We start from the raw sequence: 25,442 nt of genomic DNA on the forward strand, positions 1-25,442 counted from the left end.
TTAATGTTGGCGATTGGCTTTTTCAACCAGACCGGATAGACCCTGACGGCGTGCCAGTTCATTCAGGACCAGTTGCGGATCCAGGTCGAAGTAACCGAGCATCACAATGGTATGGAACCATAGATCAGCCACTTCATAGATCAGGTCATTCTTGTTGTCTTCAGAGGCTTCAGTTTTGAAATCTTTAGCCGCGATCACGGTCTCAAAGCTTTCTTCACCGACTTTTTCCAGAATCTTGTTGAGGCCTTTATGGTACAGCTTGGCCACATAAGAAGATTCCAGATCAGCTTTCTTACGCTCTGCCATCATCTCGCCCAAGTATGACAATACTTCAACCTGTTCAGACTGAGCGGTTGAGGCATTCATGGCAAGCGTATGCGGATTTGTTGATTTTTCACCGTAAATCGCAGCAGGATCTTTGATTTGTGCATCCACAATTTCCCAGCCATTTGGTGTCAGTTTACGGTAGAAACATGATTCACGACCAGTATGGCAGGCAATACCACCATGCTGTTCAATCTGTAAAATAATCACGTCAGCATCACAGTCCAGACGGATTTCATGCACAGTCTGGAAATGACCAGATTCTTCGCCCTTATGCCATAACTTGTTGCGCGAACGGGAGAAATATACCGCCTGATTTTTTTCAGCAGTTAAAGTCAGCGCTTCGCGGTTCATCCAGGCGACCATCAATACACGACCAGTTTGATGGTGCTGGGCAATGGCAGGGATCAGACCTTGTTCGTTAAATTTTACTTCATCGAGCCATTGCACGTTGTTCATAAGGGTTTCCATTAATTGAATCAGAATATAAAAAGATGGATAGGAAATATCCGTCCATAGTGTACGTGATCTCGTCGCATTTGCGGCAAAAATCTGTACCTGAAAAGACAGGATGTGTCGTTAGGCACATTCAAATTATAAACCTGAGCGGTTGAATCTCTAAAGTGCAGAAATAAAATAGCCGCCCTTAGGCGGCCGAAATATTCTTGAAGAAATTACCAGTGCTCGCCCGGGAAGATCCGTGCATAGGCCTTTTGTACCCAGTTCAGTTTTTGCGGTTGACCCACTGATGCTGAAGAGCTTGGGAACAGGTTATAACCGATCGACATCAGGACATTGTTGATGTCTGGTGCAATCGCATAGGTAATCGAAGCCAGACGTCCCAAATTGGTTGCGACTTTCTTCGGACGTTTCACAATCGCATAAGCAATTAGTTCGGCTGCCTGTTCCGGAGACAGGGTAGGCACATATTTATAGATCTTGGTCGGTGCAATCATTGGCGTACGAACCAAAGGCATATAAATCGAAGTGATCGCAATTTTATGTGAATGGACTTCTGCAGACAGACAGCGGCTGAAAGCATCCAGTGCGGCTTTAGATGCGACATAAGCCGAGAAGCGGGTGGCATTCGCCAATACCCCAATCGAGCTGATATTGATGATATGACCTGCACGACGAATCATCATTTGCGGCAGGATATTCATCACCAGGCGCACAGCGCCAAAATAATTTAGCTGCATGGTACGTTCAAAATCATGAAAACGATCTACTGATTCATGCACCGCACGGCGAATCGAGCGGCCCGCATTGTTAATCAGGATATCGATATGGTCGACTGAAGCAATAATCTGTTTGGACACTTCATCAATGGATTCCATATTGTTGAGATCACATGGAAATACTGAAGCTTTACCGCCTTTGGATTCAATTTCTTTTTTTACTTGTTCTAGGGTGTCTTTGGTACGCGCGACCAGTAAAACATGTGCGCCAGCATCTGCCAGCTGATGTGCCGTCGTTAAACCTATACCACTGGATGCGCCTGTAATGAGAACAGTTTTACCTGCAATACGTTTTTCCAATTGTTTCTGTAGTCTAGTTTTCACGTTTGTTATCCCTAATTTGAAGACTGCGTTCAAATTATTTTTATTAAAAAATCAAAGATGGCTCTAACAGAGATAAGAGCGAAGATGAGTACTAATATGATAACTAATTATTTAAGAAAATCTATACATTAAACTATTGAAAATAAAATAAAAATTAGAGTAATTGCTCTATTTGTGTTCGCCGTTTCAATTGATTTTTATCATGAAAATCAATCACAAAGCAAGTGATTGTATTCAAAAAAATAAATAAAAAAACTCCAGCATTTTTGCTGGAGTTTTTTGCTTTAAAATGGCGCTTAAACTGCTGCAAGAGACTGTTCCAGATCCGCAATCAGATCATCAATATGTTCAATTCCGATCGATAAGCGAACCATATCTTCACTCACACCTGCTGATTTAAGCTCTTCAGGATTGAGCTGGCGGTGGGTGGTTGTTGCAGGATGACAGGCGAGACTCTTGACATCCCCAATATTGACCAGACGGGTGAACAGTTGCAGGGCATCGATAAAACGGGCACCGCCTTCACGACCACCTTCTACACCAAAAGTCAGAATGGCAGACGGTTTACCTTTCACATATTTTTGTGCCAAAGCATGCTGCGGGTGATCTTTCAGACCGGCATAATTGACCCATTTTACTTTTGGATGTTGTTGCAAATATTCTGCAACCTTCAGCGCATTTTCGGTATGACGTTCCATACGCAGGCTCAAAGTTTCCAAGCCTTGCAGAATTAAAAATACATTTTGCGGGCTGATCGCTGCCCCGGTATTACGCAGAGGTACGACACGAGCACGCGCGATATACGCCGCTTCACCTAAAGCTTCAACATAATTAACACCGTGATAACTCGGATCAGGTGTATTCAGAGCAGGGAAACGCTCGGCATGTTGACCCCATGGGAATTTACCGCTATCCACGATAATGCCGCCAATCGAATTCCCATGACCACCAATATATTTGGTCAGTGAATGCACCACGATGTCGGCACCGAAATCAAAAGATTTCTGTAGGACTGGTGTCGCTACAGTATTGTCGACGATGACTGGTACGCCATATTCATGGGCAATTTTGGAAATCGCTTCGAGGTCAATAATATTACCCAGCGGGTTACCAATTGATTCCACAAAAACCAGTTTGGTCTTGTCATCAATTAGGCCACGTAATGCTTCCGGGTCTTGATAATCAAAGAAGCGAACTTCGATTCCTTGTTTAGGCAGCGTATGCGCAAACAGGTTATAGGTGCCACCATATAAAGTGGACACCGAAGCAATATTGTCACCCGCTTCAGCAATGGTCTGAATCGCATAGGTAATCGCAGCCATACCCGAAGCCAATGCCAGCGCACCAATCCCGCCTTCCAGAGCTGCAATACGTTGTTCTAGCACTGCTGTGGTAGGGTTCATAATGCGGGTATAAATATTGCCCTGAACTTTCAGGTCAAACAGATCGGCACCGTGCTGAGTATTGTCAAAGGCATATGAGGTGGTTTGATAAATTGGCACTGCCACAGCTTTAGTAGTAGGTTCCGGGCTATAGCCTGCGTGAATCGCTAAAGTTTCTGCTTTATGAGTCATGATCGTTGGTCTTCTTGTGTTTTTAGCTGTAATGAAACTACTCAAATATTAGCACTTGAAATATGAAGAAAAGTGCATATTTATTCAAATGAATATCTTAATTAACGATATAGCATCAATAAAATAATGCAAGTTTAGGTGTCAGAAATGCTGTTTGAAAAATAAACAGGATTAAACTTGTAACAAGGCATTAACTTCACGTGAATGGCTTATGTTTTGAAGACTTTCTGCGTATAATAGCCGATTATTTTTTCGCTCATGATTGAGCAGGGGGAGTTTGTTTCTTCCCCCATTTGGTTTTTCAATTGAGGAGTCCTACGTGGCCCAATATATTTATACGATGAACCGAGTGTCCAAGATGGTTCCGCCAAAGCGCGAAATCCTCAAGGATATCTCCTTATCATTTTTCCCAGGCGCAAAAATTGGTGTGCTTGGTCTGAACGGTGCAGGTAAATCTACTTTGCTTCGTATTATGGCGGGCGTAGATAAAGATTTCTCTGGTGAAGCACGTGCGCAACCGGGTATCAAAATTGGTTACCTCGAGCAAGAACCACCACTTGATCCAACCAAAGACGTTCGTGGCAACGTTGAAGACGGCGTACGTGAAGCACTTGATGCATTAGAGCGCCTTGATCAGGTATTTGCAGACTATGCAGATCCAGATGCAGACTTCGATGCACTAGCAAAAGAGCAGGAAAAACTGGAAGCAATTATCCAGACTTGGGATGCGCATAACCTGAATAACCAGCTGGAACAGGCTGCAGCAGCATTAAATCTGCCTGCATGGGATGCAGATGTAACCATGCTTTCAGGTGGTGAACGCCGTCGTGTTGCATTGTGCCGTTTACTGCTGTCTAAACCAGACATGCTGCTTCTCGACGAACCAACCAACCACTTGGATGCAGAATCTGTATCTTGGCTGGAACGCTTCCTGAAAGACTTCCCGGGCACTATCGTGGCGATTACGCACGACCGTTACTTCCTGGATAACGTGGCCGAGTGGATTCTGGAGCTTGACCGTGGACATGGTATTCCTTACCAAGGTAACTATTCTTCTTGGCTGGAACAGAAAAATGCGCGTTTAGAACAAGAGAACAAGCAGGAAGAATCTTTTGCTAAAGCATTGAAAAAAGAACTTGAATGGGTTCGTTCAAATGCGAAAGGCCAGCAGAAGAAAAACAAAGCACGTATGGAGCGTTTCGAAGAGCTTAACTCTCGTGAATTCCAGCAACGTAACGAAACATCTGAAATCTATATTCCACCTGGTCCGCGTCTGGGCAACAAGGTGGTTGAAGTTGAAGGGATTAGCAAATCGTTTGGTGACAAACTGCTGTATAAAGACTTGTCTTTCACAGTACCACCAACAGCGATTGTCGGTATCGTAGGTCCAAACGGTGCAGGTAAAACTACATTGTTCCGTATGATGACGGGCGAACAGCAACCCGATACTGGTACAGTGACTTTGGGTGATTCTGTAAAAGTTGCTTATGTGGGTCAGATTCGTGACACCCTGGATGACAATAAAACCGTTTGGGAAGAAGTGTCTGGCGGTCTGGATATCCTGAAAGTGGGCGATTACGAAATTGCATCTCGTGCTTATATTGGGCGCTTTAACTTTAAAGGCCAAGATCAGCAAAAACGTGTAGGTGAATTGTCAGGTGGTGAGCGTAACCGTTTACAACTTGCGAAAATCCTGCAACAAGGTGCGAACGTAATCCTGCTCGATGAACCATCAAACGACTTGGACGTAGAAACTTTACGTGCGTTAGAAGATGCAATTCTGGTCTTCCCGGGCTGTGTGATGGTGGTATCGCATGACCGTTGGTTCCTGGACCGTATTGCGACTCACATCTTGTCATTTGAAGATGAGACTCCAGAATTCTTCACCGGTAACTATACCGAGTTTGAAGAGTATCGCCGTAAGAAATATGGCGATGATCTGGCAGCGAAGCGTCAGAAATACCGAAAAATTGGTGCTTAATCAAAGCGCATAAAAAAACCAGCCTTTGGGCTGGTTTTTTATTTAATATTGGACACTCATTTGGCTATAAGTATTTGATAACAGCCGCGCAGCTTTTAAATGACCTTGCTGTTTAGCCTTATTCAGCCATTCTTCAGCATGAAAATAATTCTGATCTAAACCCAGACTACCTTTAAGAAAGTGTTTACCCAGTCTATATTGTGCTTCGGCGTGACCACGTGTTGCTGCACTTAAGTAATTCCAGAAAGCATTGCGTTGATAATTTTCTTGCTGCTCTAGCTGCGCAATTTGAAAATGTTCAGCTTGGCGTTGCTTTAAAACATGGCAAAGCTTTTCAAACTGTACAGCTTCCAGATAATAGGTGTCTGCTTCAGAAATAGAATTTTCCACTTCTGTACCCGTAGGCTCGTCATGAGAAAACAGAAAATGTATGACTTTTTTAAGTTTAAGCATTTTTATTCCTCAACTTTGCCATTATTAACAATTAATTAAACTATCCACTAAAGACTACAATATAAAGCGGTTTTATTATGGTAATGAATTGCATGCTTTTAGTCTCATGTTGATATTTTTGTGTATTTAATGAGCAAAAACAAGCAGTAGAAATAAAAAAACTTCATTTTAAAAGTGAAGTAAATTAGAAAAAATATGAATTTATTGCTCTAGTCGACACTTTAATATTGGATGGTAGAAAATTTAGTTTTACTAATAAAAAAAATCTTGCATAAGCATGCAAGATTTTTAGCTTTGAAAATGAGTGAAGTATAGAAATCAGATTTCCCACTCATGATTGCATTCACGGCATTTCCATTTCTTTTGGCTTTGCATGAAAGCCTGCATAGAAATTTTAAAATCAGGCAAATCTTTATAGAACATGAAGCCTGCGATCAGACAGATAATAAACACGATCACAGTAGCGGTCTGTAAAGTCGTACCTGCACCATCTCCAAAAATCCACATCGCGATGCTAATGATGACTAGCAGCAATAATACAAACAGGGCAGGCACCAGCATGATCAGGCTTTTAGGCACGACTGGGCGCGCCGCCGGTTGACCTGGCTGAGCAACGGGCATGATTTTTGGGCTTTGACATTTAGGGCAACGATATTGCATTACTACTCCAAAATTCTAAATTACTGATTATTTTATCGGAAGATACGCAAAAACCGAAATACCGCCAATATAAAACAGACAGACAATAAAAAACCCAAGTCACAATGCTTGGGTTTTTTATTAAGATGTTGCCATCTTGAATATGGCGTCCCTACGGGGATTCGAACCCCGGTTACCGCCGTGAAAGGGCGATGTCCTAGGCCTCTAGACGATAGGGACAAATGAGGCAAATACACAGGTAAAGCAAGACTTATTTGGTGGAGTCAAGGAGGATCGAACTCCTGACCTCTACAATGCCATTGTAGCGCTCTACCAACTGAGCTATGACCCCAGTCTGTGTGAGCGCTATATTATGGATATAACGCTTAGACGTCAACTAAAAAATAAATTAAGCTTGATCAACTGCTTCATTTTTCGGCAGTTTCAGACTCTCATTTAGTTTTTCCCAAGCTTTTACTTCTTTCTTGCTAGGAGCACCGACCACTTCCAGCGCGTGGCGCAGACGGGCAAAAGTTAGATCCGGACCAATAGTGACCATGGTCTGCATGACTGGGGTAGAAGCGGTTGAACCGGCAATCGCAATAAAGAACGCTGGCATAAAGTCACGTAATTTAATGCCCATCTGATTCGCCAGATCCATCAACGTTTGGCTAACAGTGTCATTGTTCCAGGTGAACAGACTTTCCAGACGCCAGATCGCAAATTGCAGGCTTTGACGAACTTGTTCTTCAGAAAGTTTTTTGCTTTCGAACTGTTCTTTAGTCAAAGTCGGGAAATGGTTGAAATAATGCGCTGACCAGTTCACTGCTTCAGACAGCAGATTGATCCGTGGTTGAATTGCAGCAGCGATTTCTTCCAGTTTGGCACGGTCTGCTTTCCAGGCCAGTAAGGTATCTAACAGTTCAGCAGGAGAGAGAGCTTTAATCCATTGGCCATTTAACCAGTTGAGTTTCTCAACATCAAAGATTGGGCCACCCAGAGAGACACGGTTAATGTCAAAGTGTTCAATCATTTCAGCCAAAGTGAATTTTTCACGCTCATCTGGCATTGACCAGCCCATACGGCCTAGATAGTTCAGCAATGCTTCTGGCAATACGCCGATATCTTTGTAGTAGTTAATTGAGGTCGGATTCTTACGTTTAGACAGTTTTGATTTGTCTGGGTTACGCAGTAGAGGCATGTGGCACAGGACTGGCATGTCCCAACCAAAGTATTTGTACAGCAACTGATGTTTCGGTGCAGATGGAATCCATTCTTCACCACGAATCACATGCGTAATTTGCATCAGGTGGTCATCAACCACGTTTGCCAGATGGTAAGTTGGCAGACCATCAGTTTTCAGTAGAATTTGCATGTCGACTTGCGCCCATGGAATTTCTACTTCACCACGGAGCATGTCATTAAAGGTACATACCCCTTCAGTCGGCACTTTCATACGGATCACGTGCGGTTCACTAGCTGCCAGACGACGTGCCACTTCTTCTTTAGACAGTTTTAGACCGCGACCATCGTAGCGTGGAGTTTCGCCACGCGCCTGCTGTTCAGCACGCATTTCATCCAGTTCTTGCGCTGTTGCGAAACAGTAGAAGGCATGACCTTTATCTACCAGTTCTTCTGCGTATTTTTTATAGATGCTCATCCGTTCTGACTGACGGTATGGTGCATGTGGACCACCGACATCTGGGCCTTCTGACCAGTTCAGGCCTAACCAGCGTAGTGAGTCCAGAATCATTTTTTCAGATTCAGGAGTAGAACGCAGCTGATCCGTATCTTCAATACGAAGAATGAATTCACCACCGTGCTGTTTGGCAAAACACAGGTTGAACAGGGCAATATAGGCAGTTCCCACATGCGGGAAACCAGTAGGAGAAGGTGCAATACGAGTACGAACAGTCATAACCGGATCTAATCTTAAATATAAAATTGCAGCTATTATAACGAAAAAGCCACATCACTTAATGCTTTATTCAACATTGAATGATGCGGCTTTTCAGGATGAGCAAAATATAACGAATGTGGAGAACTAAAACTAAGTCTTATGAATTGCTCGGAGAAAAGATACTTTGCACAAAGCGGGTAAAGCGCAAGTTTTGAGCTGCAAAAAAGCTTTGAGTCGGATTTGATTTGAACGCAGTTAGCGCTTTAAGTTCATCCTCAGTATGAAAAGCATTTTTATCAGCTTTATGTTGCTGAATTGCTTTTTCAATTGGTGAAGTTTTCACTTCAATTGCACTTACAGAGGCTTTAGGTAGCTCTGTTTTCACAACTACGGCATGGCCAAGTTGAATCGAGAACAGCGTGATAAGACTTAGGATGCTAGCTGTAAATATTTTAAATTTCATATCCAAACTTCCTCCTTGGCTCTGGTTAATCTTGTTTTGTTAAAAATGTTGTTATAATACTGGCTACAATCTAATCACATTCAGATATGAAAAAGTAGAACCAAGTCACATTTTTTACAAAAAACTAATATTTCTCTGTGGAAAATTACTAAATCTCAGGATTTCCACATTTAAGTTGCCTATTTGTAACAGATAACTGTGTAGAGATCGTGAAGAACTGTCTTATATTGTAGCAGGATATTAAATTTTTAGGGGAAAATGTATCCGAAATGAATTGTGAGCATATATATCAAAAATAGAATATGATTGGATAAAATATTATAAACACATGATTGTTAAGTAATTTTTTTGTTTATATAGTGCTGGGTAAATTAGCAATGAGTGCCCATCATGAAAAAGATAATAACTTCTACTATTTTAGTATTACTTGGCGGAAGTGCCATTCCTGGCTATGCTGCTAAAGACTTTCTCAATGTTTCCTATGATCCGACCCGTGAATTCTATCAGGAATATAACGAAGAGTTTGGCAAGTTTTGGAAACAGAAAACTGGGCAAGCGGTCAATTTCAAACAGTCGCATGGCGGTTCAGGCAAACAGGCACGCTCTGTGGTGGATGGTTTGCAGGCCGATGTAGTCACTTTGGCACTGGCCAATGACATCGAAGAAATTGTCAATGCAGGCTTAATTGAAAAGGGCTGGCAGAAAGAGTTCCCAAGTAATTCGGCTCCTTATACCTCTACGATTGTATTTCTGGTTCGTAAAGGCAATCCAAAACAGATTAAAGACTGGAATGACCTAACCAAACCAGGCGTTGAAATTATTACGCCAAACCCAAAAACTGGGGGTGCACCGCGCTGGATTTATTTGTCGGCTTGGGGTTATGCCTTGAAACAGCCGGGTGGGAATGATGCCAAAGCCAAAGAACTGGTGAAAAAACTCTATGCCAATGTCAAAGTACTGGATTCAGGTGCGCGTGGTTCCTTAACGACCTTTGCTGAACGCGGAATCGGCGATGTATTGCTCTCTTGGGAAAATGAAGCGTTATTGGCTACGCAAGGTCTGGGTAAAGATAAATATGAAATTGTTTATCCTTCAATTTCTATTCTGGCTGAGCCTTCAGTGGCGATTGTCGACAAGACCGTAGATAAAAACGGCAACCGCAATTTGGCTAAAGGTTATTTAAACTATTTATATTCACCAAAAGGGCAGGAGCTGGCAGCGAAATACTACTTCCGTCCACGTGATGCCAAAGCAGCAGCAAAATATGCGGCGCAATTCCCAAAAATCCAGACTTTTACTATTGATAAAGTCTTTGGCGGCTGGGCAAAAGCGCAGAAAACCCATTTTGTGAATGGAGCCATCTACGATCAAATCTCTGCGGAAAACCGTAAATAATTCTAATTACTGAACCATAAGTAGAAAGCGGATAATTTATTATCCGTTTTTTTTATATCTAAAGCATAAAATGCTATAAAAATAGAATAAGCCTTTAATCTAGATATTTTTATTATATAAAACATGAAATTAAAACAAAAAATAACTAAATATTACCCTGTATGCACTTTGTTTGCTCAATTGCGAAAAATAATTTTATTTCATATAGTTATATCTAATGAAGATAATCTCCCGATGCTCTTATGAAAACTCAATTAAAATCACTGGTTAGTGCTGCTTTATTGGCAACAGGTCTGACATTTACTGCAACTGCAAGCCAAGCTGCGGATCGTGAATTCCTGAACGTTTCTTATGATGCGACTCGCGAATTCTATGATGAATTTAACAAATCTTTTGGGGCCTACTGGAAAAAACGAACCGGTATTGATGTGAACTTTAAGCAGTCACACGGCGGTTCGGGTAAACAGGCCCGTTCTGTGGTTGACGGTTTAAAAGGTGATGTAGTGACCTTGGCATTGGCAAACGATATTGAAGAGATCGTAAGATCTGGTCAGATTCAGCCAGGCTGGCAAAAAGAGTTCCCGCACAATTCTGCACCTTATACTTCAACGATTGTCTTCATGGTGCGTAAGGGTAACCCTAAAGGAATTAAAGATTGGAAAGATCTGACTAAACCGGGTGTAGAAATTATTACACCAAATCCGAAAACTGGTGGTTTGCCACGTTGGGTCTATCTGTCAGCTTGGGGTTATGCAGAGAAACAGCCGGGTGGTAGCAAAGCCAAAGCCCAAGAATTTGTCGGCAAGCTTTATAAAAACGTAAAAGTGATGGACTCTGCTGCACGTGCATCGATGACCACATTTGCTGAACGTAATATTGGTGATGTGTTGTTAACTTGGGAAAATGAAGCCCTAGTAACACAAAAAACTCTCGGTAAAAATAAGTTTGATATCGTTTATCCATCTTTGACCATTCTGACTGAACCCTCTGTAGCCATCGTAGATCGTACCGTAGATAAAAATGGCAATAAATGGTTAGCTAAAGGTTATATCAACTATCTTTACTCTCCACTTGGTCAGGACATGGCAGCACGACATTTCTACCGTCCACGTAATGAGAAAGTATTAGCCAAATATTCATCACAGTTCCCAAAAATTAAAACCTTTACGATTGATGAAGTATTCGGTGGCTGGGCCAATGCACAGAAAACTCACTTTGTGAATGGCGCAATCTTCGACCAGATCTATAACTCGAAGCGTTAATCTGTTGATTAGAAAATAAATTTAAAATATAAAAAAGCTTCCTCGATGGAGGCTTTTTTATCGGCTGTCGAAAAATAAAAACGGTTTTCTCTATAGAAATTAATATTTATCTACAAAAAGTCGTTTGGAGCTTTAGCTAAACAGAGTGATAATGTGCAGTTAAATTTTTCGCCCTATTGATTGAGTTTTTATGTCACATATTTCTGTATTACTTCACGAAACGATTGATGCCTTACTGGCTGGTCGCAATACGGGAATTTATGTGGATGGAACCTTTGGTCGCGGTGGGCATACACGTTTATTACTTTCCAAATTAGATGAAAATGCACGCGTCTATGCTTTCGATAAAGACCCGCAAGCATTGGCTGTTGCCGCAGAACTGGAACAGGGAGATTCACGTTTTAAAATTATCCATGCCAGCTTCGCTGATTTAAAACAGGCATTAGCTGAGCAGGGTATTGAAAGTGTAGATGGTGTGATGGCTGACTTAGGGGTGTCTTCACCGCAGCTGGATCAGGCAGAACGCGGTTTCAGCTTTATGAAAGATGGCCCGCTGGATATGCGTATGGACAACTCGCAAGGTCCGACTGCAGCAGAATGGCTGGTGGATATTGAAGAAGAAGCACTGGCCAATGTGATTTTTCAGTATGGGGAAGAGCGTTATAGTCGTCGTATAGCCAAAGCGATCAAGGCTGCCGGATATATTGATACCACAGCCAAACTGGCGGAAATTGTGAAAGTTGCCCATCCAAAATGGGAAAAAAATAAACATGCTGCCACCCGAACTTTCCAGGCAATTCGTATTGCTATTAATAAAGAATTAGAAGATATTGAAACTTTCCTCCCTCAAGCGGTTGAAATTTTAAAACCAGAGGGACGTTTGGCTGTGATCAGCTTTCATTCATTAGAAGACCGGTTGATTAAACAGTTTATTCAAAAAGAATCAACGCTTGAAGAAGATTCAGGCTGGGGAATGCCGCAACAACAAAAGGATACGCGACGTTTAAAGAAAATCGCCCGGGTCAAGGCAAGTGATGAGGAAGTTAAAGCCAATCCTCGTTCACGTAGCGCATGGCTGCGCGTGGCAGAACGTTTAGCTTAATAGGCACATCATGAAAACTGAAGTGGTTGATAAAAAAACAGAAAAGTTATGGCTGAAAAAAGTCATTGTTTACCTCATATTAATGTTGATGGTCTTCATCAGTGCGGTATTTGTCGTCTTCCAAGTCTTTGAATACCGTCAGGATAACCGCAAACTGAGCACCTATCTGCGTGAACGGGATGATTTGAATGCAGAGTGGGGACGTTTGCTGATTGAACAGCAGACCTTTGGTGCGACCGCGCAGATTGGTACCCGTGCAGTGACTCAGTTAAGGATGTATTCACCCCCGATTTCACAGAGTGTCGTGATTTCCTTACCACAACCTTCAGATGAGAAAAAATAAGGCTAGCGCTCGAACATGGTAGACAAGAGAAAGAAGCAACCGGTACGTAAAAAGCAGTCCGTCACCGAGAAAAATGCCTTAAATGTTTATATCAACCGTTTTTACATCATGTGGGCTGTGGTGCTGCTGTGTTTTGTGACACTGATCGGCCGAGCTTTCTATGTGCAGATTATCAATAAAGACTTTCTGCAAAATAAAGCCAATGCCAATATTTTACGAACCAATACCATCAAGGCCATGCGTGGCGTAATTTATGATCGTAATGGTATTCCGCTGGCGATCAGTACGCCGATTATGAAAATCGTGATTGACCCACGTGACTATTTTGATAATAAAAAACTCTATGATGAAACCATGCTGGCACTACAGAAAGAGCCGAATAGCCGTAAACTAAAACGCCAGCTCCCAGATAAAAACCTGAATCTGGATGAGCTGGCTGATGCAGTGGGCATGGATCGTGCTGAATTGCGCAAAAAGATGGAAGAGCGTCCACGTTCACGTTATCTGATCCTGAAAAAAGAAGTGCCGCCACAACAGGCGGAACTGATCATGAAGCGTAATTTCCAAGGTGTGTATACCGAGAAAAACTATAAGCGCTATTATCCTCAGCCCCAGCCAAACTCCCAGATTATTGGTCTGACCAATAGTGAGGGAATTGGGATCGAAGGTCTGGAGATGCAGCTGAATACCCGTCTTGCCGGTCAGGATGGTGAACAGCAGATTATCCGTGACAAAAAAGGCAACCGCGTTAAAGAACCGGAAGTGATTAAAGAAGTTGAGCCAGGTGAAAACATTACCCTGAGTATCGACTCACGTTTACAGTACATTATGTATCGTGAACTGACTGCAGCAGGCGTCGCCAATAATGCCCGTTCAGCGACGGCGATCGCAGTCGATGTTAAAACCGGTGAAATTCTGGCAATGTCTTCTTGGCCCTCTTATAACCCGAATGACAAGAATGGCTTATTAAATAAAGACGCAATGCGTAATCGTGGCGCTGTCGATTCCTTCGAGCCGGGTTCAACCATGAAGCCGCTAACTGTGGCGATGGCTCTAGAGAGCGGGAAATATACGGCCAATTCGGTCATCAATACGAGTCCAGGTAGTATGCGGGTCGGAAACCACACTATTCGTGATACGCATAACTATGGTCAGTTGACACTGGGTGGGATTATCCAGAAATCATCAAACGTCGGGGTAGCTAAATTAGCTCTGTCACTGCCTTATGAAACTTTACCGACTTTCTATAAACGTCTTGGTTTTGGTCAGCGTTCCGCAGTGAAATTTCCGGGTGAAAGTTCCGGTTTGATTCTGCCGCCAAGTAAATGGAATGTATCTGAAGTAGCAACTATGGCTTATGGTTATGGTCTGAATGCGACTGTGCTGCAATTGGCTGATGCCTATGCCATGCTGGCGAACAAAGGTGTGAAAGTGCCTTTAAGCCTGTATAAATTAGAAGAACAGCCACAGGGCGAGCAGATGATTGATCCACAAATCGCAGAACAGGTTCTGCTGATGATGGAAACAGCAACTCTGCCTGGTGGTACAGCAACCCGTGCAACCGTACCTGGTTATCGTGTTGCAGGTAAAACCGGTACTGCGCATAAATTGCGTGCCGACCGTAAAGGCTATTCAACCAGTGAATACCGTGCCTTATTTGCCGGTGTAGCACCCGTGAGTGATCCGCGTATTGCCATGGTGGTGGTCGTGGAAAATCCGCAAGGGTCTTATTATGGTGGTATGGTATCTGCACCTGTCTTTGCCCGTGTGATGCAGGAATCTTTACGCTTGCTGAATGTCCCGTTGGACAAACCTTTAGAATCTCCCAAAGTCCAGTAAATAGGTGATCAATGTCCATTACATTTCAAGATCTCTACGCCGTTCAAGAACCTGCTGAATGGATGCGACAATCCTTTCAGGGTTTCGAACTGGACAGCCGCAAAGTTAAACTGGGGCAAATTTTTATTGCCCTGACCAGCTTGTCTCAACCTGAAAAAACCGCAGAATATGCCAAAAAAGCCCTGTCATTGGGTGCACTGGCCGTAATTTCAGAACAAGAGCTAGGTGTTACTCCAGCTTTGGTAGTACCCAATGTCCGTCACTTGATGGGCGAGTGGCAAAAGCGCTATCTGCAAGCGACTCAGCCAGTCAAGGCTGCCCGTATTCTGGCCGTAACTGGTACCAATGGTAAAACCACAATTTCCCGTCTGGTTGCTGAGTTGCTGATGCTGCAAGGCAAAGCCTGTGCAGTTATGGGGACTACAGGGAATGGTGTTTTGCCGAATCTGGAAGCCTCTTCTCATACCACACTGGATGCCCTGCAATTGCAAAATGCCTTGCATGCCTATGCACAGGCAGGCGCGGAATTTGCTTCAATTGAAGCGAGTTCGCATGGTCTGGAGCAGGGCCGTCTGAATGGTTGTGCGATTGAAATTGCGGCTTATAGCAATTTAAGTCGTGACCATCTCGACTATCACGGTACGCTGGAAGCTTATGCAGAAGCAAAATCGCGTTTATTCAGCTTTGAATCTCTGAAAGTTGCAGTCATCAATATTGATGACGCACATGCAAAAGTGATGCTGAATGCTGCAAAAGCCAATCCGAATCAGCCGAAAATTCTGACTTATTCTTTGTCACAAGCAGCTGATTATCAGGTTCAGGATATCCAGTACAGTATTTCCGGTGCTGAATTTAAATTGATCACTGCACAAGATACATTTACTGTGCATAGTCCTTTGCTGGGTCATTTCAATATCGAAAATCTGGTTGCGAGCCTGGTTGTGGCAGAGCAAGCCGGTTTTGCATTAGCCGATTTAATTGCAACTGTGCCCGAGCTGAAAGGTGCTCCAGGCCGTATGCAGGTGATTCGTGATGATGAACGCCTGTTTGTGGTGGATTATGCGCATACTCCAGATGCCCTGACTCAGGTCTTGCTTACGCTGAAGCGCCATGTCAGTCAGAAACTCTGGGTTGCTTTTGGTTGTGGCGGTGATCGTGATCGTGGCAAACGTCCGCTGATGACTCAGGCGGCCCTCGAAGGTGCTGATATTGCAGTGCTGACTTCGGACAATCCACGTACTGAAGATCCAAACCAGATTTTCGCTGACATGAAGCAGGGTATCGATTTTTCAGGCAAAACCTATCATGAAACTCATGACCGTCGTGAAGCAATCCGCTTTGTAGTCGACCAGGCACAGCCAGGTGACATTGTGGTGATTGCCGGTAAGGGACACGAAAATTATCAGGAGATTGATGGGGTGCGACATTGGTTTGATGATGTGGTCGAGGTACAGGCCGCGATTGATGCCCAGCATCACAACCGTGATTTAGCATTTCCAGCGCATTAGGATTTTACATGCATACTTCAACAACAAGTACCGTGCCTCTAGAGCCATGGACAATTGAACAGTTACAGCAAGCCACTCAGGGTTATTGGCTGAATGATAAAAAACCTGAAGGCCAGATTAAGCGGATTTTAACTGATTCCCGTCATGCCGAAGCAGGTGATGCTTTTTTGGCACTTAAAGGTGAGCGTTTTGATGCGCATGACTTTATCGCCCAAGTGGCTGAGAAGGGCTGTGGAATCGCGATTGTCAGCCAACCTGTTGACGCAGAGATTTGCCAGCTAGTAGTTGAAGATACTCGCCTGGCGCTGGGTCATCTTGGCGCATATCGTCGTCAGCAAAATCCACAGCTCAAAGTCATTGCTTTGACTGGCAGTAGCGGTAAAACCACGACCAAGGAAATGCTGGGCAGTATCCTGTCACGTCTGGCACCGACTTTAGTCACTCGCGGTAACCTGAATAATGATTTGGGTGTCCCAATGATGTTGCTGGAACTGCGTGCTGAACATCAGTATGCGGTGATGGAGCTGGGTGCGAGCCATCAGGGTGAAATTGATTACACTTCCAATCTGGTACAGCCGCATGTGGCCGGTATCATTAATATCGGTACTGCACACTTAGGTGAGTTTGGTGGCCGTGATGGGATTTGTCGCGCTAAATCTGAAATCTATTCACATATTTCTGAAACTTCGATTGTGCCTGCAGCGGATGATTATGCCGAGCAGATCCGTGCAGCCGTCAAAACCGAGAAGACTCTAAGTTTTGGTCAGGGCGGTGATGTCTATGCAACTGACGTAGAACTACATCCGCAATCTGCGACTTTCACGTTAAATACACCACAAGGCACTATAACTGTAAATCTGCCATTTGCTGGTGAACACAATGTGCAGAACGCAACTGCAGCAGTGGCTTTCTCTTTGGCGATTGGTATTAGTCTGGATGATATCGTGGCTGGCCTTGAACAGGCTGTTGGTGCCAAAGGTCGTTTGAACTTTATTCCGCACAAAGATTTTTTATTTATTGATGATACCTACAATGCCAATCCAAGCTCGATGCGTGCAGCGGCTGAAGTTTTAGCGCAGCAGCAGGGTATTCGAGTGATGGTGACCGGTGATATCGGTGAACTGGGTTCATCTGCCGCGATCGAGCATTATAAACTTGGTCGGGATCTGGTATCGGTCAAAGGCATTAATTTTGTGGTGGCTGTGGGTGAATTTGCTCCAGCTGCACAAGAAGGTGCACGTAGTACGCAATATGGTAAGAAGATGCAGGCTTTCCTCAATCAGGAGCAGGCTTTACCATTTTTAATTGATTTGATTGAAACACATCATCCCCAGCCAATGTCTTTCCTATTCAAGGGTTCACGTTTTACCCATATGGAAACATTAATGGCTGCATTGATGGAGAAACTTTAAATGCTGTTATGGCTATTTGATCATCTGGCGGGCTTTGATAGCACGTTTCAGGTGGTTCGTTATCTAACTTTACGTGCTTTGCTCAGCGTCTTGACCGCAATGACTATCGGTTTGGTCTTGGGTCCGATCATGATCCGCAAATTGCAGGCACTAAAATATGGTCAGGCAGTAAGTTCGTTTGCTCCTGAGAATCATGCCAAGAAAATGGGTACACCGACCATGGGTGGGGTATTAATCCTGCTCTCGATCGGGATCTCCACCTTACTGTGGGCGGACCTGACGAATCCTTATGTCTGGATTGTGCTCTCGGTAATGGTGATTTTCGGCGCCGTTGGCTGGGCGGATGACTGGATTAAAATCCGTTATAAGGACAATGCCGGTTTACCTGCACGCAAGAAATTCTTTTGGACGTCTGTAGGTTCAATCGGTGCTGGTATTGCACTGTATGTGATCGCACAGCAGCAACCGAATCCAGTTGTGACTGCCAACATGCTGGATGTGTTAATTCCATTCTTTAAGGATCACACCATTCCATTGTCTGTGATTCCGCTGGGAATTGGTTTCATTATTTTCACTTACTTCGTGATTAATGGCGCATCCAATGCCGTGAACCTGACCGATGGTCTGGATGGTCTGGCGATCATGCCAATTGTCCTGGTTGCAGCCGGTTTAGGGGTGTTTGCTTATCTGGCAGGCGATGTACGTTTCGCTAACTACTTACATATTCCTTATGTGAAATATTCTTCTGAACTGGTAGTCATCTGTGCTGCGATGATTGGTGCCGGTCTGGCATTCCTCTGGTATAACGCTCATCCAGCTCAAGTGTTTATGGGTGACGTGGGTGCATTATCTTTAGGTGCAATGCTGGGTACGATTGCCGTGATGGTACGTCAGGAAATCGTGTTTGCGATTATGGCAGGTGTATTCCTGGTGGAAGCAATTTCAGTCTTCCTGCAAATCGGTTCATTAAGAATGCGTAATAAACGGGTATTCCTGATGGCACCTTTGCATCACCATTATGAAAAGAAAGGTTGGCGTGAAACTCAAGTCGTCATCCGTTTCTGGATTATTACGATTATGCTGGTAGTTTTGGGTCTAATGACCTTAAAATTACGCTAAGAAATGCATTTGAAAAAGTCGGCGCATGCCGGCTTTTTTGTTTTGGAGAAATTAAAAAATGAACCTACTGATGTGTCCTGTTTGTCGTGAGCAGTTGCGCTTAAATGAACGTACATGGCGCTGTGACAATCAGCATAGCTATGATGTGGCCAAGCAAGGTTATGTGAACCTGCATGTGGTGCAGCATAAACATAGTAAAAATCCGGGCGATACGCCTGAATCTGTGCAGGCACGCCGTGCATTTCTGAGTGCAGGCCATTATGCGCCTTTGCAACAGGCTGTGGTCAAGAAAATCCGTGAGCTGCGGATTGAAAATCTGCTCGATATTGGTTGTGGCGAAGGCTATTACACCAATGCCATGCAGGCTGAAGTCATGCAATGTGTCGGCGTAGATATTGCCAAAAATGCAGTTCAGGTTGCAGCTAAACTGAATAAAGAAATTACCTGGGTGGTAGGGACAGGGGCAACCTTGCCGGTATTGGATCAATTCATTGATCTCTGTACCAGCTTATTTAGCCCGATTCCGAAACAGGAAATCTTGCGGGTATTAAAGCCAAAATCTTATTTGATGGTAGTGACGCCTGCACCACAACATTTGTACGCGATGCGTGAAGCCTTATTTGAGGAAGTGAAAGAACACGAGCCACAGAAATTTGTTGAGCAGTTGCAGGATGTATTTAATCTGGTAAGTGAACAGGTGATTGATGCGCCAATGACTTTGCCTCAAGCGGATTTAAAAAACCTGATTGCTATGACTCCCTATGCTTATAAAGCCAAACCTGAACGCCGTTTGGCACTTGAGCAGCAGGATCAATTCGATTTAATGGCCCAATTCCAGATTTATGTATTTCAGAAGAAGTAAATCGGTTATTTAGAAATAAAAAATCCCTCATTATTGAGGGATTTTTTATTGGTTCAGATTATTCAATTTCTTCAATCAAGTTTTCCAAAGGATCCACCACCCGATTTGGTTGTAGTGGCTGGTCTCTTGGCGCCACTCTTTCATCATCCGGTATGCGGATTTCCTGATCAGGCAAATCTTCAAAATCATTGCTTTGTCGCTTAGGTGCTACAACGGGGGCAGGGCGATACAGAGGCGTCGCTAAAGGTGGAGAAGACGGATCATGCTGTTCCTGCTCACCTTGCACTACCTTATTACGGTTAATTGGTGCTTTAGCATTACGATCCAGGCGAACCCAAGCTTCTGGTGTGCCTTTTAAGGCATTCCCCATAAAGTCGGTCCAGATTGGCAAGGCTGCTACGCCACCGTATTCACGTCGACCTAAACTCTTCGGCTGATCAAAACCGACCCAGGCAACGGTGACCAGTTTGCCATTAAAACCTGCAAACCAGGCATCTTTGGCATCATTGGTGGTACCGGTTTTACCCCCAATATCGCTACGACCAATTCTTAAAGCAGCACGTCCCGTACCATGCTGAATCACATCACGCAGGATATTGGCCATATCATAAGCAGAACTAGATTTTAAAATACGTTCTGCCTGACGGTAATTACTGTCTTCAGCCGAGATTTTTGGTGTCTCTGGTTTTTGCGCTAGGGTCTTGTTATTGATTTCAATTGCTTCATCATCAGGAGTGAGTGCGCCTGTTGGTTGAGGACTTTCTTCCTGAGCATTAATACACGAGATGCAGGCATATTCAGGCTTAGCCTCAAAAATGGTCTTGCCATAGGCATCTTCGATCCGCGTAATAAAATGTGGCTGAATCCGATAACCGCCATTGGCGAACGTAGCATAACCAGTAGCCATTTGGATTGGTAAAACCTGAGGTGTACCTAGAGCAATGGTATAGTTCCGTGGAATCTGGTTATCCTGCAAGCCAAAATCCATAAATAACTGACGTGTACGCTCAATACCAACAGTTTGTAATAGGCGTACTGAAACCGTGTTACGTGACAGATATAAAGCACGACGTAAAGGAATCATCCCTAAATAACGGCCATCCGAATTACGCGGACTCCATTTACCAATAGTAATCGGTGCATCATTGACCATGGTGTGTGGAGTCATACCACGTTCTAAAGCCAGAGCGTAAACGAAGGGTTTAATAGTTGAACCCGGCTGACGCCAGCCTTGAGTCGCGCGGTTAAATTTAGATTGATAAAAATTATAACCACCGACAATGGCTTCAATCGCACCATTATTCGGGTTCAAGGCAATTAATTGGCCCTGTACCTGAGGCGTTTGTACCAGTGCCCAGGAACTTTTATTCTCATTAGGTCTTAAACGAACAATATCTTTAACTTTAACAATCTGTGATGCTCTGCTTGGTGCAGCACCTACACTATCTGCACTACGATAAGGACGGGCCCAGGACATGCCTGACCAAGGCACAGTTACGGTTGTACCATCCTGCATCAACGCTTCAAAGCTATTATTATTGACCTTGGTCACTTCAGCAGGGTAAGTGTTGGCATAGACACGGAAATTTTGCAGGGGCTGATCATGAGCCTCAGCACCTCGCCAGCCATGACGACGATCATAGGCCTCTAAACCATCCTGTACTGCCTGTTCAGCATAAGCCTGACGTTCACTATGGATCGTCGTGTAGACTTTATAACCTGAATCTATGGCCTGTTCACCAAAATTTTCTACTAGTTCGGAGCGAACCATTTCACCGACGTAGGGAAATTTGTTACGCGTACTGCGGTCAGGCATATCCAGGTTAATCGGTTCAGCAATGGCTTCCTGATATTGGCTTTGATTCAGATACCCCAATTGCAGCATACGACCTAAAATCCAGTTGCGGCGTTCCAGTGCACGCTTAGGATTGGCCACCGGATTATAACGAGAAGGCGCTTTAGGAAGACCGGCGATCATTGCCATTTGCGCAATCGAAAGCTCATCTAAACTTTTGTTGTAATAGATTTTCGCTGCTGCCGCGATGCCATAAGCGTTTTTCCCTAGGAAAATTTTATTGACATATAAAGTCAGAATTTCTTCTTTACTTAAATTCTGTTCTATTTTACGTGCCAGGAAAATTTCAGTCAGCTTACGCTTTAAAGTACGTTCGGGACTTAAATAGTAGTTTTTGGCGACCTGCATGGTAATGGTCGAACCACCAGTCTGTACATCAGAGCCGGTAATAGTTTCACTGACTGCACGTCCTAAGCCTTTAAAGCTGATCCCGCTGTGTTCGAAGAAACTGGAATCTTCTGCAGCGAGGAAGGCGTGAATAAATTCTTTCGGAATCTGTTCATAATTCACAGGAACAGAAAGCTTGCCACCATACTCTGCAATGAGCTCATTATCTGAGCTAAAAACTTGTAAAGGCTTTAATAAAGGTGCCTTTTTAAGCGTAGACATTTCAGGCAAAGATGGGGCAATATAGAGATACATGCCATAGAAACCCATCGGAATTGAGATCAAAATAATGATAATGATCAAAAAAAATGGATGAACAAGGCCTGAACAAGATAGCTTTTTCATAACAAGTAAGTTTTAATAAGAGCTAATGGCAAACTAATTACCGGTCAGTATATCCTTTAGATATACATATTGTTAGATGAGTTATTGTATCTGTATAAAATTATAGGCCGGCACAGATTGGTGAGTTTGTTTTTATTGGGGATAAAAAAATAATAGGAATTGTATTGTGCGCAGGTTATATCGTAAGCCAAATAAGGGGTTAATAGGAGTCGATATTAGTTCGACTTCTGTTAAAGTTTTAGAGCTCTCTGTAAAGAACGGTCGGTACTGGGTAGAAAGTTATGCTTTGGTCCCATTACCAGAAAGTAGTGTCGTTGAAAAAAATATTTTAAATCCAGAAGCGGTGGGTGATGCGTTGGGGCGTGCGATTAATTTGGCCAATACCCAGTCCAGTCAGTCAGCCTTTGCGATTCCAACTTCTATGGTCATCACCAAGATCATCGAAATGGATGCCGATATGTCGGATGATGAACGTGAAATTCAGATTCGTGAAGATGCCGAACAATATATTCCTTTCCCACTTGATGAAGCCAGTCTGGACTTTGAAGTTCTGCCAGACCGTTTAACCAATCCGAACCGGGTCAATGTCCTGTTGGTAGCGACCCGAATCGAAAATGTTGAAGCGCGTTCTGAAGTACTGCAAATTGCCAACCTCAATCCAAAAATTGCAGATGTCGAAAGTTTTGCATTAGAAAATGCATTCAAGGTGTTTTCGGATACCTTACCGATGGGGGTAAATACTGTCGGGATCCTGGATATTGGTCATAGTATGACGACCTTATCCGTCATGCAAAATAACAAGATCATTTATACCCGTGAGCAGGTTTTTGGTGGCAAACAGCTGACTCAGGAAATCCAGAACCGTTATGGATTGTCTTTTGAGGAAGCAGGGCGTGCTAAAAAAACCCGTGCCTTACCGGATGATTATGACATCGAAGTGCTGGAACCTTTCCTGGATGCAGTCGTGCAGCAGGCAGCGCGTTCATTACAGTTCTTCTTCTCTTCATCTCAGTTTAACGAGATTGACCATATTTTATTGGCAGGGGGGAATGCCAATATTCCAGGTCTGGCAAAACTATTACAGCAAAAACTCGGCTACCGGGTCACGATTGCCAATCCATTCCTGCAAATGGGCTTTTCTCCTCAAATTGATATTAAAAAAATTGAAAATGACGCGTCCTCACTCATGGTTGCATGTGGTTTGGCATTGAGGAGTTTTGATTAATGGCAAAGATTAACTTACTCCCTTGGCGCGATGAGCTAAGAATTAAAAGAAATAATGAATTTGTAGCGATTTGCGCAGGGGCACTTTTTCTAGGATTGGCAGCAGCAGGTTCAACCTGGTTCTATTACGATCAAAAACTTCAGGATCAGGAACAGGCCAACCAGCTGGTGGTCAGTACTAACCAGAATCTGGATGTACAGCTGAAAGCATTGGATGGTTTACAAGACCAGCGTAATGCAATTGTTGAACGTATGAAGCTGATTCAGGGTTTACAGACTCAACGGCCGATTGCAGTTCACCTGATTGATGAAATTGTACGGGTCACACCAGGCAATATGTACATTACAAAATTTCAGCGTACCGGCGATAAATTCACCATTGAAGGTAAGGCAGAAAGTCCGAATACAGTGGCTGAATTGCTACGTAATCTGGAAGCTTCCACCTGGTATCGTAATGCATTTATGAATGCTTTTCTGGTTGCTGAAGAGCCAAAAGATAAAGCGCCATCCTCAGTGATTCCTCGAGTAGAAGAATCTTATGGCAGCTTTACGGTCACGGTTGATCTGGATCAAATCGCTGAGCCAACACTTAAAGAAGGACAAACACCAGCCACAACTACAGCGGAGGCATCATCATGAGTAATGACGGATTCGATGAATTAAGCCAAGACGTAGTGGCTGTTCCTAGAAAAAAAATGACAGTTGAGAAATTCTTTCAACAATTCAATACACTAGATCCAAATAATTATGGTAGCTGGCCATTATCAGTCAAAATTACCTGCTGGATCTTTATTGTTATTCTGGTTTTTATGCTGGGGTATTTCGGGTTTATTCGCGGCAAGATAGAAGCAATTTCACAAGCCAGTGCTCAAGAACAAAACCTGTTAAATGAATTCCGGGAAAAGGAATCCAAGCTGCGTAATTTACAGCAGTATCAGATTCAGTTGCAGGAGATGGAAGCACGTTTTAATCAGCAATTGGAACAATTGCCGAAAGAAACTGAAATTCCAGGTCTGGTGGAAGATATTAACCTGAGTGGAGTGAACTCTGGACTGAAATTTAAGAATATTCGTCTTGAACCTGAAATCAAGCAGGAATTCTTTATTGAACAGCCAATCGCGATTGAAGCCACTGGGGATTATCATGCCTTTGGTTCTTTTGTGAGCAGTATTGCAGGGCTTTCGCGCATCGTTACACTGCATGACTTCATCATTACAGGAACTGAAAATAAAGAAAAGAAATCTGAAATTCCTGTCATTGATTATGTGGTAAAAGCAAAAACCTATCGGTATGTAGGTAATGCAGATGCTTCATCTACTCCGGCTACAACTGATATGCAGGGAGCTCAGTAATGAATATCATTAAAATTACTTCAGCTTTAACGCTCGGATTTTTATTGGTGGGCTGCGAATCAAGAATTGATGCAGTCAATCAGGAAATGGCCAATATTCGCAATCAACCGCCATTACCGATTGAGCCGGCACCAGATTTTATTCCGACAGAAATGTTTAATTATGCAGCTCATCAGCTGAAAAGTCCTTTTCTGCCGAGCTCTTTAGCGGCTGAATTGAAAATTATGGCAGGTAAGCGAGTTTATCCGAACTTGTCACGCCAATTACAGCCTTTAGAGAGTTATCCACTAGAGACCTTAAGCATGAAAGGCAGTATGCGGAATCAGGCGGGGCAGATTCTGGCTCTAATTCAAACGCCTGATGGGGAAATTGAACGGATACAACGTGGCAGCTATATGGGACTTAATCATGGTCGTGTAACGAGAATTACGCCGACACAGATTGACTTGATTGAGATTATTCCAGATGGCCGTGAGGGATATGTGGAACGACCACGAAGTCTGGTTTTGATTGGGCCAGCGCCATAAGTTTTAAGGAATAA

The 25,442-nt window shown here is 43.5% G+C and carries 22 protein-coding genes and 2 tRNA genes; 14 read left to right on the plus strand and 10 right to left on the minus strand.

What is annotated here, in order from left to right; translation table 11 throughout:
* From hisIE to FTV25_RS07575, 3 genes are all read right to left on the minus strand, one after another.
* Nucleotides 1-783 (minus strand): bifunctional phosphoribosyl-AMP cyclohydrolase/phosphoribosyl-ATP diphosphatase HisIE, encoded by a 783-nt coding sequence (hisIE, locus tag FTV25_RS07565; protein ID WP_180002762.1) that lies wholly within the window; start codon nt 781-783, stop codon nt 1-3.
* Between the two features lie 215 nt (nt 784-998).
* Entirely contained in the window at nt 999-1,886 is an 888-nt protein-coding gene (locus FTV25_RS07570) for an SDR family NAD(P)-dependent oxidoreductase (RefSeq protein WP_166136366.1), read from the minus strand.
* Between the two features lie 296 nt (nt 1,887-2,182).
* Entirely contained in the window at nt 2,183-3,460 is a 1,278-nt protein-coding gene (locus FTV25_RS07575) for an O-acetylhomoserine aminocarboxypropyltransferase/cysteine synthase family protein (protein WP_180002760.1), read from the minus strand.
* Between the two features lie 319 nt (nt 3,461-3,779).
* On the opposite strand from FTV25_RS07575, the gene ettA reads away from it, so the two are divergent.
* Nucleotides 3,780-5,441 (plus strand): energy-dependent translational throttle protein EttA, encoded by a 1,662-nt coding sequence (gene ettA, locus FTV25_RS07580; RefSeq protein ID WP_005233568.1) that lies wholly within the window; start codon nt 3,780-3,782, stop codon nt 5,439-5,441.
* A 42-nt stretch (nt 5,442-5,483) separates the two neighbouring features.
* On the opposite strand, the gene FTV25_RS07585 is transcribed toward ettA, so the two are convergent.
* The 6 genes from FTV25_RS07585 to FTV25_RS07610 all read right to left on the minus strand — a co-directional run bounded on the left by FTV25_RS07585 (nt 5,484) and on the right by FTV25_RS07610 (nt 8,896).
* A complete protein-coding gene (locus tag FTV25_RS07585) occupies nt 5,484-5,894 on the minus strand; it encodes an SEL1-like repeat protein (RefSeq protein WP_180002758.1) in 411 nt (136 codons plus the stop codon).
* Nucleotides 5,895-6,212: 318 nt separating this feature from the next.
* Nucleotides 6,213-6,554, minus strand: coding sequence for a hypothetical protein (locus tag FTV25_RS07590; protein WP_004787163.1), 342 nt, complete (start codon nt 6,552-6,554; stop codon nt 6,213-6,215).
* Between the two features lie 143 nt (nt 6,555-6,697).
* Nucleotides 6,698-6,773: transfer RNA gene (locus FTV25_RS07595), tRNA-Glu, on the minus strand.
* Between the two features lie 36 nt (nt 6,774-6,809).
* A tRNA-Ala gene (locus FTV25_RS07600) sits at nt 6,810-6,885 on the minus strand.
* 57 nt (nt 6,886-6,942) lie between these two features.
* Complete coding sequence (gene gltX / locus FTV25_RS07605; RefSeq protein WP_180002756.1) at nt 6,943-8,451, minus strand: glutamate--tRNA ligase; 1,509 nt, start codon at nt 8,449-8,451, stop codon at nt 6,943-6,945.
* Nucleotides 8,452-8,590: 139 nt separating this feature from the next.
* Nucleotides 8,591-8,896 (minus strand): hypothetical protein, encoded by a 306-nt coding sequence (locus FTV25_RS07610; RefSeq protein WP_159122701.1) that lies wholly within the window; start codon nt 8,894-8,896, stop codon nt 8,591-8,593.
* 390 nt (nt 8,897-9,286) lie between these two features.
* Between FTV25_RS07610 and FTV25_RS07615 the strand changes: the two genes are divergently transcribed.
* The 9 genes from FTV25_RS07615 to FTV25_RS07655 all read left to right on the plus strand — a co-directional run bounded on the left by FTV25_RS07615 (nt 9,287) and on the right by FTV25_RS07655 (nt 19,738).
* Nucleotides 9,287-10,291 (plus strand): sulfate ABC transporter substrate-binding protein, encoded by a 1,005-nt coding sequence (locus FTV25_RS07615; RefSeq protein WP_180002754.1) that lies wholly within the window; start codon nt 9,287-9,289, stop codon nt 10,289-10,291.
* Nucleotides 10,292-10,533: 242 nt separating this feature from the next.
* On the plus strand, nt 10,534-11,553 hold the full coding sequence (locus FTV25_RS07620; RefSeq protein ID WP_004787154.1) for a sulfate ABC transporter substrate-binding protein: 1,020 nt from the start codon (nt 10,534-10,536) through the stop codon (nt 11,551-11,553).
* Nucleotides 11,554-11,743: 190 nt separating this feature from the next.
* A complete protein-coding gene (gene rsmH, locus FTV25_RS07625) occupies nt 11,744-12,655 on the plus strand; it encodes a 16S rRNA (cytosine(1402)-N(4))-methyltransferase RsmH (protein ID WP_034702209.1) in 912 nt (303 codons plus the stop codon).
* Nucleotides 12,656-12,665: 10 nt separating this feature from the next.
* The gene (gene ftsL, locus FTV25_RS07630) at nt 12,666-12,998 is read left to right on the plus strand and encodes a cell division protein FtsL (protein ID WP_004787146.1); all 333 of its coding nucleotides are present in this window, start codon (nt 12,666-12,668) and stop codon (nt 12,996-12,998) included.
* A gap of 15 nt (nt 12,999-13,013) precedes the next feature.
* Nucleotides 13,014-14,837: a penicillin-binding protein PBP3 gene (ftsI, locus tag FTV25_RS07635; protein ID WP_180002752.1), complete on the plus strand. Its 1,824-nt coding sequence runs from the start codon at nt 13,014-13,016 to the stop codon at nt 14,835-14,837.
* Between the two features lie 11 nt (nt 14,838-14,848).
* On the plus strand, nt 14,849-16,345 hold the full coding sequence (locus tag FTV25_RS07640) for a UDP-N-acetylmuramoyl-L-alanyl-D-glutamate--2,6-diaminopimelate ligase (protein ID WP_180002750.1): 1,497 nt from the start codon (nt 14,849-14,851) through the stop codon (nt 16,343-16,345).
* An 8-nt stretch (nt 16,346-16,353) separates the two neighbouring features.
* Nucleotides 16,354-17,757, plus strand: coding sequence for a UDP-N-acetylmuramoyl-tripeptide--D-alanyl-D-alanine ligase (gene murF / locus FTV25_RS07645; protein WP_180002748.1), 1,404 nt, complete (start codon nt 16,354-16,356; stop codon nt 17,755-17,757).
* Nucleotides 17,758-18,876 carry a phospho-N-acetylmuramoyl-pentapeptide-transferase gene (gene mraY / locus FTV25_RS07650; protein WP_159122695.1) on the plus strand — a complete coding sequence of 373 codons (1,119 nt, stop codon included), beginning with the start codon at nt 17,758-17,760 and terminating at the stop codon, nt 18,874-18,876.
* 58 nt (nt 18,877-18,934) lie between these two features.
* Complete coding sequence (locus FTV25_RS07655; protein ID WP_180002746.1) at nt 18,935-19,738, plus strand: putative RNA methyltransferase; 804 nt, start codon at nt 18,935-18,937, stop codon at nt 19,736-19,738.
* 58 nt (nt 19,739-19,796) lie between these two features.
* Here FTV25_RS07655 and ponA read toward each other — a convergent pair whose 3' ends face one another.
* On the minus strand, nt 19,797-22,325 hold the full coding sequence (ponA, locus tag FTV25_RS07660; protein WP_180002744.1) for a penicillin-binding protein PBP1a: 2,529 nt from the start codon (nt 22,323-22,325) through the stop codon (nt 19,797-19,799).
* A gap of 166 nt (nt 22,326-22,491) precedes the next feature.
* On the opposite strand from ponA, the gene FTV25_RS07665 reads away from it, so the two are divergent.
* The 4 genes from FTV25_RS07665 to FTV25_RS07680 are packed head-to-tail and all read left to right on the plus strand — an operon-like array spanning nt 22,492 to nt 25,428.
* Nucleotides 22,492-23,550 carry a pilus assembly protein PilM gene (locus FTV25_RS07665; RefSeq protein WP_180002742.1) on the plus strand — a complete coding sequence of 353 codons (1,059 nt, stop codon included), beginning with the start codon at nt 22,492-22,494 and terminating at the stop codon, nt 23,548-23,550.
* The gene (locus FTV25_RS07670) at nt 23,550-24,188 is read left to right on the plus strand and encodes a PilN domain-containing protein (protein ID WP_179992180.1); all 639 of its coding nucleotides are present in this window, start codon (nt 23,550-23,552) and stop codon (nt 24,186-24,188) included. Before FTV25_RS07665 ends, FTV25_RS07670 begins: the two co-directional genes overlap by 1 nt.
* Nucleotides 24,185-24,901, plus strand: a complete 717-nt coding sequence (locus tag FTV25_RS07675) for a type 4a pilus biogenesis protein PilO (protein ID WP_180002740.1) — start codon at nt 24,185-24,187, stop codon at nt 24,899-24,901. The genes FTV25_RS07670 and FTV25_RS07675 overlap by 4 nt, the downstream gene beginning before the upstream one ends.
* Nucleotides 24,901-25,428 (plus strand): pilus assembly protein PilP, encoded by a 528-nt coding sequence (locus tag FTV25_RS07680; RefSeq protein ID WP_034169727.1) that lies wholly within the window; start codon nt 24,901-24,903, stop codon nt 25,426-25,428. Before FTV25_RS07675 ends, FTV25_RS07680 begins: the two co-directional genes overlap by 1 nt.
* Nucleotides 25,429-25,442 lie beyond the last annotated feature (14 nt).

It is taken from the genome of Acinetobacter sp. YH12249 (genome assembly GCF_013417475.1).
Taxonomy (GTDB): Bacteria; Pseudomonadota; Gammaproteobacteria; order Pseudomonadales; family Moraxellaceae; genus Acinetobacter.